This window comes from Streptacidiphilus neutrinimicus, assembly GCF_000787815.1.
In the GTDB taxonomy this organism is placed as follows: domain Bacteria; phylum Actinomycetota; class Actinomycetes; order Streptomycetales; family Streptomycetaceae; genus Streptacidiphilus; species Streptacidiphilus neutrinimicus.
Map to the genome: position 1 here is coordinate 184,682 of NZ_BBPO01000004.1, position 9,535 is coordinate 194,216.

Here is a 9,535-nt window from a genome sequence, read left to right on the forward strand (position 1 = left end):
GGTCAACCCGCGGGCGGGAAAGGCAGCAGACGGTGCGGGGGAGGAGTCTGATGGTACGCGAACAACTCTGGCGGTCGGCCCGGCGCACGTCTGCCTTGATGCCGTCGCAAGGCCGTCCGCCTCCCCGCCGGTAACCGAACCGAGGAGCAGACACCACGATGGCATCCGATCCCGCAGTCGCCCAGGTGACCATGACCCTGGCCGCCCTCGCGGCCACCGCGAACACCCCGCGTCCGTCCGGGGAGAAGCTGGAGCAGCAGGCCGCACGCATCATCCGCGGCATCGACGCGCAGCTGGGCGATCCCAGCCTTGCCACGCAGGGCGCATGGGAACTGGCGTGGCTCGCCCTGAGCGACGCCAACGCCAACATGGCCTACATCGCACGCAGCACCGACGGCTCGAACCAGTTCGCCGTGGTCGCCCGCGGCACGGACGCCGATCTGACCGACATCCTCGAGGACCTCGAGGTCGGCATCGTCGTCCCGTTCCCCGAGAGCAAACCGCCGAAGCCCATCGACGTGTCCCTCGGGGCGAAGCAGGCGTTCGACCGGGTCGTCGGCGCCTACTCGACCGCCGCCTCGCCCATCCCGAACCGCAGGCTCTTCGATGCGCTCGCCATCGCGCTGACCGCGGCGCCCCAGTCGCCGCGGCCGACGGTCTGTCTGACCGGTCACAGCCTGGGCGGCTGCATCGCCAGCATGCTCGCCCTGTACCTGCAGGCGAACCCGCTGCCGAAGAATCCGCAGTTCGCGGTGATGACCTTCGCCGCTCCCACCGCCGGCCTGCAGAACTTCGCCGACTTCTTCGGCACCCGGCAGTGGGTCGTCGACGAGCGCCAGAACAACGCCTACGACCTCGTGCCGCACGCCTGGGCCGACCTCGACGTCACCAAGGACTGGTACCCGAGCCCGGGACCGCAGGCCACCGACGAGGTCAAAAGCAAGATCGACAACATCTCCAAGCGCACCAAGGGCCACGTCTACGTCCAGCCCGGCACGCTCTGCCTGATGAACCCCGGATACACGGTCCTCGACGAGGACCTGGTCAACAAGACCACCCAGGACTTCCTCGGCCAGGTCGCCTTCCAGCACGCGAACGACACCTACCTGGGGCTGGTGGGGGCGCCTCTCGTCCCGGCCGGGCCGAAGGTGGAGTACGTGACCCCGACCTTCGGCGGGCCGGGCCAGGAGGTGACCATCTACGGCAGCGGCTTCAGTCAGGACTGCGTGGTCGACTTCGGCCCCTTCGCCTGCAAGGACAAGGAGCCCGTCATCGACCCCTCGGGCACCAAGATCACCGCACGGGCGCCCATCGGTTTCGGCGTCGTCCACGTCCGCGTCACCAACGACCTCGCCACCTCGCCCGCTGTCGCGATGGGGCAGTTCGCCTATGGCGGGCCCGCACCCGTGGTGGTCAACAAGGTCGGCCCGCGCAGAGGCAACGTCGGCACCTCCGTCACCGTCGGCGGCTCGGGCTTCGCGGACGGCGCCACCGTGCACTTCGGGAACCAGGTGTCCGACTCGGTCAAGTTCGTCTCCACCGGCCAGCTCATCGCCACCGCCCCCGACCAGCCCGACGTGTCGCAGACGGTGGACATCACCGTGACGGTCGGCGAACACACCTCTCCCACCAGCCCTGCCGACGAGTTCACCTACACCGGCCGGTAGCGTTCGCCCGCCCCGCTCCCCGGGGCGGCCCGTAGACGGAGCGCGCGGTCGTCCCCGGGCGGCCGGCAGGCGGGGCGGCGACTGGGTCACAGTCGCCGCCTCGCCGGCCTGACCTGGCGTCAACCGTACCGGGCGCGCAGCTCCCGCTTCAGCACCTTGTGGCTCGGCCCGAGCGGGTAGGAGTCGGTGAACTCCACCCGGCGCGGGTACTTGTGCTTGGCCAGGTGCTCCTTGGACCAGTCGACGATGTCCTGCGCCGACGGGGCGGGGGAGTAGGCCGGGTCCAGCACCAGGACCGCGCAGACCTCCTCGCCGTGGGTCTCGTCGGGGAGGCCGATCACGGCGGCCTCCGCGACGGCGGGGTGGCGCAGCAGCGTCTCCTCGACCTCGCGGGGGTAGACGTTGAAGCCGCCGCGGATGACGACGTCCTTCTTGCGGTCCACGATCGAGACGAAGCCGTCGGCGTCCTTGACGCCGAGGTCGCCGGTGCGGAACCAGCCGTCGACCAGGGCCTGTTCGGTCGCCTCGGGGCGGTTCAGGTAGCCCTGGAAGACGTTGTGGCCGCGCACGACCACCTCGCCCAGCTCGCCCGCGGGCAGCAGCTCGACGCTCTCCTCGAGCTCCGCCCGGGCGATCTCCACGTCCACGCCCCACACCGGGTGGCCGACCGTCCCGGCCCGGGTGCCGAAGTCGGGCTGGTTCACCGACGCGGTCGGCGAGGTCTCCGACAGGCCGTAGCCCTCGAAGACGTTGGCGTCGAACGCCTCGTTGAACCGCTCCAGCACCGGCACCGGCAGGGACGCGCCGCCCGAGATGCACAGCCGCAGCCTGGGCAGCGGGCCGTCCGTGCCCTTGGCCGCCTCCAGCAGCGCGATGTACATCGTCGGCACGCCGTGGAAGGTGTTGACGCCCTCACGCAGCATCAGCTCGATCGCCTGCCCGGCGTGGAAGCGCGGCAGCAGCACCAGCGCCGCCCCCGCGCGCCAGGTGGAGTTCATGCTGACGGTCTGCCCGAAGGTGTGGAAGAGCGGCAGCGAGCCGAGCACCACGTCGTCCGCCTCGACACGGTTGGCGTCGAAGGCGTTGACCGTCGCGTTCATCACCAGGTTCAGATGGGACAGGACCGCGCCCTTGGGTTGCCCCGTCGTCCCGCTGGTGTAGAAGACGACGGCCGGATCCTCGGGCGAACGGCTGACGAAGTGCGGCAGCGGCTGCTTCAGGGCCGCGAAGTCCTCCAGCCGCCCCAGCGCGCCCGGGGCCTCCGCCTCCGCCGCCGGGCCCAGCGTCACCAGCGGCACCCCGGCGTCGGCCGCCGCGCCCACCGCGACGGGCGCGTTCGCGGCGTGCGCCAGCAGCAGCGTCGCGCCGGAGTCGCGCAGCACGTACGCGACCTCCTCGCCCGTCAGCAGCAGGTGCACCGGCACGACCACGCCGCCCGCCGCGAGGATCGCGTAGTACGCGCGCGGGAACTCGGTGACGTTGGGCGCCATCAGGGCGACCCGGTCGCCGGGCCGGACGCCGAGCTCGACCAGCGCGGCGGCCTGGCCGAGCGCCTGCCGCCAGAGCTCCGCGAAGCTCAGCCGGGTCTCGCCCTCGACCAGCGCGAGCCGGTCCGGACGCCGCCGCGCGTTCTCCGCGAGGACGGAGGCGAGCGACAGCGTCGTCACCGGGCGCCGCCGTTGACGTACAGCGTCTGGCCGCTGACGTAGGAGGCGTCCTCGGAGGCGAGGAACGCGACCACGGCCGCGATGTCCTCCGGCTGCCCGACGCGGCGCAGCGGGGTGCGTCCCGCGACCTCCGCCTGGTGGTCCTCGGCGGAGGCGCCGACGCGCTCGGCGGTGGCGGCGGTCATCGAGGTGGCGATGTAGCCGGGGGCGACGGCGTTGACGTTGATGTTGAACGGGCCCAGCTCGATCGCCAGGGTCGCGGTGAAGCCCTGGATGCCGGCCTTGGCGGCGGCGTAGTTGGCCTGGCCGCGGTTGCCCAGCGCGGAGCGGGAGGACAGCGAGACGATCTTGCCCCACTTCTGCGCGCACATGTACTTCTGCGCCACGTGCGAGCAGTTGTAGACACTGGTCAGGTTGACCGTGATGACGGCGTCCCAGTCGGTCTTCGGCATCTTGAAGAACAGGTTGTCGCGGGTGATCCCGGCGTTGTTGACCAGGATGTGGATCGCGCCGAAGTCCTCGGCGATCTGCGCGAAGACGGCCTCGACGGCCTCGTAGTCGGTCACGTCGCAGCCGTAGGCGCGGGCGACGCCGCCCTTGGCGGTGATCGCGTCGACGGTGGCCTGCGCGCGCTCGGCGGTCAGGTCGACGACGGCGACGCTCGCGCCCTCCTCAGCCAGGCGCTGCGCGGTGGCGGCGCCGATGCCCTGGGCTGCGCCGGTGACGACGGCGATGCGGTCGGTGAAACGGCTCATGGTCGGAAGGCTCCTCAACTGGGTGCGTTCAGCGAAGGTTCGAAGCGGGGAGGTCGCGTCGGTGGGGAGGGAGGATCAGTCGCGGTCGACGAGGACGGCGGTGCCCTGGCCGACGCCGACACACATGGTGGCCAGGCCGCGGCTCTCGCCGGTGCGGGCCATGCGGTGCAGCAGGGTGGTGAGGATGCGCGCGCCGGAGGCGCCCAGCGGGTGGCCGATCGCGATCGCGCCGCCCTGGGGGTTCACCAGGCCCGGGTCGATGCCCAGTTCGCGCACACAGGCCAGTGCCTGCGCGGCGAACGCCTCGTTGAACTCGGCCGTCTGCACCGACTCCAGCGTCCGGCCGGTGCGGGCCAGCACCCGCTGGACAGCCGGGACCGGGCCGATGCCCATGACGTCCGGGTGGACGCCCGCGCTCGCGCCGCCGACGTAGCGGCCCAGGGGCTCGACGTCCAGCGACGCCAGCGCCTCCTCGCTGCACAGCACCAACGCGGCCGCGCCGTCGTTCATCGGCGAGGCGTTGCCCGCGGTCACCGTGCCGCCTTGGCGGAAGACGGCCTTGAGCGTGGCGAGCTTCTCCAGGCTGGTGTCGGGGCGGATCGACTCGTCCTGGGTGACGACGGTGCCGTCCTTGAGGGTGACCGGCACCGTCTCGGCGTCGAACAACCCGTCCTTGCGCGCGGCGGCGGCCGCCTGGTGGGAGCGGAACGCGAAGGCGTCCTGGTCCTCGCGGCTGACGCCGTAGCGGGCGGCGACCTCCTCGGCGGTCTCGCCCATGGAGAGCAGGCCGTGCAGCTCCTTCATCCTCGGGTTGGTCAGCCGCCACCCGAGCTTGGTGTCGAAGATCTCCTGGCCGTGCGGCAGCGCCTCCTCGGCCCGGGGCAGCACGAACGGCGCGCGGCTCATCGACTCCGAGCCGCCCGCGACGACGATGTCCGCCTCACCGGCCGCGATGGCGCGGGCGGCGGTGGTGACGGCCTCCAGGCCGGAGGCGCACAGCCGGTTCAGCGTCGCGCCGGGGACGGTCTCGGGCACGCCGGCCAGCAGCACCGCCATGCGGGCGATGTTGCGGTTGTCCTCACCGGCCTGGTTGGCGGCGCCCCAGTAGACGTCGTCGATCCGGGCGGGGTCCAGGGCGGGCACGGCGTCCAGCGCGGCGCGCAGCGCGGTCGCGGCGAGGTCGTCGGGGCGGACGCCGGACAGCACGCCGCGCAGACGGCCGATCGGGGTCCGCTTGGCGGCGGCGAAGTACACGGGGCGCATCGTCGGGCTCCTATGCGGGGGGCGGGTGGTGCGGAGACGGGTGGTGCGGAGAAGAGGGGTGGAAAGGAGGAGGAGAGGTCAGAAGGCGTTGAGGCCGGTCAGGGCACGGCCGATGAGGAGCTTCTGGATCTGGCTGGTGCCCTCGTACAAGGTCATCACGCGGGCGTCGCGGACGTACTTGCCGACGGGGTACTCGTCGATGAAGCCGTAGCCGCCGAAGACCTGAAGCGCGGTGTTGGCGGCCTTGACCGCCGCCTCGGAGGCGTAGAGCTTGGCGACCGAGGACTCCGTCTGGAACGGCTCGCCGCGCTCGATCAGGTCGGCGACCCGCCACACCAGCAGCCGGGCGGCGTCCAGCTCGACCTTGATGTCGGCGAGCATCTCCTGGACCAGTTGGTGGGCGGCGATCGGCTTGGCGAACTGCTCGCGCTGCGTGGCGTAGGCGACGGCGGCGTCCAGGGAGGCCTGGATGATGCCGACGCATCCGGCGGCGACCGACATGCGGCCCTTGGCCAGCGCCGACATGGCGACGTTGAAGCCCTTGCCCTCGGGGCCGAGCATGGCGTCGGCGGGCACCCGCACGTCCTCGAAGACCAGCTCGGCCGTCGGCTGGCCGCGCAGGCCCAGCTTGCCGTGGACGGTGGTGCGGGTCAGCCCCGGGGTGTCGGTGGGGACGAGGAAGGCGCTGACGCCCTTGTGCCCCGCCTGCTCGGGATCGCCGGGCTCGCCGGTGCGCGCGAAGACCAGGGCGACCTCGGCCCAGGTGCCGTTGGTGATGAACATCTTCGCGCCGTTGATCACCCACTCCCCGCCGTCGCGGACGGCGCGGGTGGTGAGGTTGCCCGCGTCGGACCCGGTGCCGGGCTCGGTGAGCGCGAAGCAGCCCAGCGCGTCGCCCGCGCACAGGCGCGGCAGCCAGCGCTGCTTCTGCTCCTCGCTGCCCCAGTGGTTGATCGACTTCGCGACCAGGCCGAGGGAGACCGAGAGCAGCCCGCGCACCGAGGAGTCGCCGCGGCCCAGCTCCTCGGTGACCAGCACGTAGGAGAGGTGGTCACCGCCCGAGCCGCCGTACTCCTCGGGGATGGTCAGGCCCAGGAAACCGAGCGCGCCGAGCTTCTTCACGATGCCCCGGTCGACCTGCTCGGCCCGGTCCCAGGCGGCGGCGTGCGGGGCGACCTCGCGGTCGACGAAGTCGGCGGCCAGCTCGCGGACGGCGGCCTGTTCCTCGGTGAGCTCCAGGTTCACGGCATCTCCCCTAGCTGGTGGCGCCCCTGCGGTCGTCGGTGACGGCAGTTAAACTAGCACTGCAAGTTTTTAGACCGTAACCCCATACGGCAGGCTTGGGGAAGTGCGTCGCCCGGCACGCGCGAGACCGACCGCGTCACCGGCACGACACAGACCCGCGTCACAGACCCCCAGGTGAGGAGGGCCGGAGCCCGATGGCCAGGCCGCGCAACCCGCTGCTCAGCCACGAGCGCATCGTCGAGGCCGCGCTGCGCCTGGTGGACGACGAGGGGCTGGACGCGCTCTCCACCCGCCGCCTGGCCGCGGAGCTCGGCGTGAGCGGGCCCTCGCTCTACCACCACTTCGCCACCAAGGACGCGCTGCTGGACGCCGTCGTGGACGCCGTGGTCGGCGAGGTCCGCCTCGACATGCTCGGCCGCGACCCCTGGCCCGACGCGTTGCGCGCCTGGGCGCGCTCCTACCGCGCCGCGCTCGCCGCGCACCCCAACCTGGTGCCGGTCCTCGCCCACGGCCCCGGCCGCCGCCCCAACGCGCTCAGGCTCGCCGACGCCGTCTTCGGGGCCCTGGTCGACGCCGGCTGGCCGAGCGGCGACGCGACGCGCATCGGCGCCCTCATGCGCTACCTCGTCTTCGGCTCGGCGCTGGGCTCCTTCGCCGGCGGGTTCGTCGACGACGCCGGCCTCTACGCCGACCAGTACCCCCACCTCGGCCAGGCCCATCTGCTGGCCGACCGTCAGCGAGCCGTGGACGAGGGCGCGTTCGAGCTCGGCCTGGACTCGGTCCTGCTCGGCCTGGAGGCCCGCTTCGCCCGCGTCGGCGCGTAGATTCGGCGGATGACCTCGACCTCCTCGCTCCGCCTGGAAAAGATCACGCCGGACAACGTCGCCGCCGCCTGCCGACTGGACGTGCGCCCCGACCAGCAGGACCTGGTGGCCCCGGTGGCCTGGTCGCTGGCCGAGGCCTACGCGAACCCGGAGACCGCCTGGCCCCGGCTGGTCTTCGACGGTGACGCGCTCGTGGGCTTCGTGATGGCCGGGTTCGACCCGCAGAGCCCGGTCGAGGTGTTCCGCTGCGGGATCTGGCGGCTGAACATCGCGGCCGACCACCAGGGCCGCGGTTACGGCAGGTTCGCGGTGGCGGCGGTACTGGCCGAGGCGCGGCGACGCGGCCAGTCGCGGGCGACCGTGTCGTGGGTGCCCGGCGACCACGGACCGGAGAAGTTCTACCTGAAGCTCGGCTTCCGCCCCACCGGTGAGGTGGTTCACGGCGAGGTCGTCGGCGCGATCCTGCTCTCGGGGCTCCAGGACTGACCGGCGGGCGCGGTACCCCGGCCCGCCGGGGTGCTGACTCTCGGTGAGTTCAAATCGTTATCCGCCGGGCTCCTGAATCAACATTCTCCAACAACCTCGCAAAGGCCCGCTCAGAAGCGCTTTCCCCGAGGCCGGCCCCGCACATGCCCGCCGTGGCCGGTAAACCCCGTGCTGGGCTGCCACTTTGTCCCGTCAGGGGCCTTGACAGGGCGTCACGCTGTTGGTGGTATCTGAACGCTCACGTTCGTTTGTGTGTTCATTAGCGTTTCTTGTACGGCACTTGCACCCCACGGGAGGGGACATGGCAACGCCCGGACCGCACGACCGCACCACCAGCACCAGCCCCACCAGAAGGTCGGTCCTGCGCGCCGCCGCGATCGGCGCCGGGGCTGTCACGCTTCCCTCCGTCCTCGCCGCCTGCGCCAGCGGGTCCGGCGCGGGAGGAGCAGGCGGAAAGACCGTCACCCTCGGCTCCAACTGGTCGGACCCGGTGCCCAAGAAGGGCATCGCCACGGCGATAGCCGACTTCCAGACCAGCAGCGGCTACACCGTCAAGACGAACACCGTCGACCACAACTCGTTCCAGCAGAACATCAACCGCTACCTCCAGGGCAACCCGGACGACGTCTTCGGCTGGTTCGCCGGTTACCGCATGCAGTACTTCGCCCAGAAGGGCCTGCTCGGCGACATCAGCGACGTCTGGTCGGGCTTCACCGGCATGTCCGACGCCATCAAGGCGCAGTCCACGGGCCTGGACGGCAAGCAGTACTTCGTCCCGCTCTACTACTACCCATGGGCCGTCTTCTACCGGAAGTCCGTCTTCGCCCAGCACGGCTACCAGCTCCCCACCACCTGGGACCAGTACATCTCCCTGGCCAAGCAGATGCAGAAGGACGGCCTCGTCCCCATCTCCTTCTCGGACAAGGACGGCTGGCCGGCCATGGGGACGTTCGACTACATCAACATGCGACTCAACGGCTACGACTTCCACAAGTCGCTGATGGGCGGTCACGAGGACTGGTCGGACCCGAAGGTGAAGAAGGTCTTCGACACCTGGCGCGAACTGCTGCCCTACTACCAGCAGGGCGCGCTCGGGCTCACCTGGCAGGAGTCCGCGCAGGCCCTGCAGCAGAAGAAGACCGGCATGATGACCCTCGGCATGTTCCTCGGCCAGCAGTTCGGCACGGACGTGTCCGACCTCGACTTCTTCGCCTACCCGGCGATCGACCCGGCCAACGGCCAGGACGCCGTCGAGGCGCCCATCGACGGCTTCCTGCTGTCGCGCAAGGCCAAGAACGTGACCGCCGCCAAGAAGTTGCTCGGCTTCCTCGGCACCGCGAAGGCCGAGAACGACTACCTGTCCATCGACCCGACCGAACTGGGCGTCAACTCCTCGGTCGTCACCACGGGTTACTCGCCGCTTCAGCAGTCCGGCGCCAAGCTCGTCTCCACGGCCAAGAGCATCTCGCAGTTCATGGACCGCGACTGCCGCCCGGACTTCGTCTCCACCGTGATGATCCAGGCGCTGCAGACCTTCCTCAACAACCCGAGCGACGTCGACGGGCTGTGCAACTCCATCCAGCGGCAGAAGACGGCCATCTATGCGACCGAAGGCTGACCTCGAACCC

At 71.0% G+C, this 9,535-nt stretch carries 8 protein-coding genes; 4 read left to right on the plus strand and 4 right to left on the minus strand.

All coding sequences use genetic code 11. The features are described from left to right. Positions 1-158 precede the first annotated feature (158 nt). Positions 159-1,667 (plus strand): IPT/TIG domain-containing protein, encoded by a 1,509-nt coding sequence (locus TR48_RS05170; protein ID WP_042364645.1) that lies wholly within the window; start codon positions 159-161, stop codon positions 1,665-1,667. A 119-nt stretch (positions 1,668-1,786) separates the two neighbouring features. Here the strand turns inward: TR48_RS05170 and TR48_RS05175 are convergent, their stop codons facing one another. From TR48_RS05175 to TR48_RS05190, 4 genes are all read right to left on the minus strand, one after another. Next, positions 1,787-3,334, minus strand: coding sequence for a long-chain-fatty-acid--CoA ligase (locus tag TR48_RS05175; protein WP_042364646.1), 1,548 nt, complete (start codon positions 3,332-3,334; stop codon positions 1,787-1,789). Beyond that, a complete protein-coding gene (locus tag TR48_RS05180) occupies positions 3,331-4,089 on the minus strand; it encodes a beta-ketoacyl-ACP reductase (RefSeq protein ID WP_042364647.1) in 759 nt (252 codons plus the stop codon). The genes TR48_RS05175 and TR48_RS05180 overlap by 4 nt, the downstream gene beginning before the upstream one ends. A gap of 75 nt (positions 4,090-4,164) precedes the next feature. Further along, positions 4,165-5,352, minus strand: coding sequence for an acetyl-CoA C-acyltransferase (locus TR48_RS05185; protein WP_042364648.1), 1,188 nt, complete (start codon positions 5,350-5,352; stop codon positions 4,165-4,167). A gap of 78 nt (positions 5,353-5,430) precedes the next feature. Further along, complete coding sequence (locus TR48_RS05190; protein ID WP_042364649.1) at positions 5,431-6,597, minus strand: acyl-CoA dehydrogenase family protein; 1,167 nt, start codon at positions 6,595-6,597, stop codon at positions 5,431-5,433. A gap of 194 nt (positions 6,598-6,791) precedes the next feature. On the opposite strand from TR48_RS05190, the gene TR48_RS05195 reads away from it, so the two are divergent. The 3 genes from TR48_RS05195 (at position 6,792) to TR48_RS05205 (ending at position 9,525) form a co-directional block, all read left to right on the plus strand. Further along, positions 6,792-7,421, plus strand: a complete 630-nt coding sequence (locus TR48_RS05195; RefSeq protein WP_042364650.1) for a TetR/AcrR family transcriptional regulator — start codon at positions 6,792-6,794, stop codon at positions 7,419-7,421. A 9-nt stretch (positions 7,422-7,430) separates the two neighbouring features. After that, positions 7,431-7,907 (plus strand): GNAT family N-acetyltransferase, encoded by a 477-nt coding sequence (locus TR48_RS05200; RefSeq protein ID WP_042364651.1) that lies wholly within the window; start codon positions 7,431-7,433, stop codon positions 7,905-7,907. A gap of 301 nt (positions 7,908-8,208) precedes the next feature. Beyond that, positions 8,209-9,525 carry an ABC transporter substrate-binding protein gene (locus tag TR48_RS05205; protein ID WP_042364652.1) on the plus strand — a complete coding sequence of 439 codons (1,317 nt, stop codon included), beginning with the start codon at positions 8,209-8,211 and terminating at the stop codon, positions 9,523-9,525. The last annotated feature ends 10 nt before the right edge of the window (positions 9,526-9,535 follow it).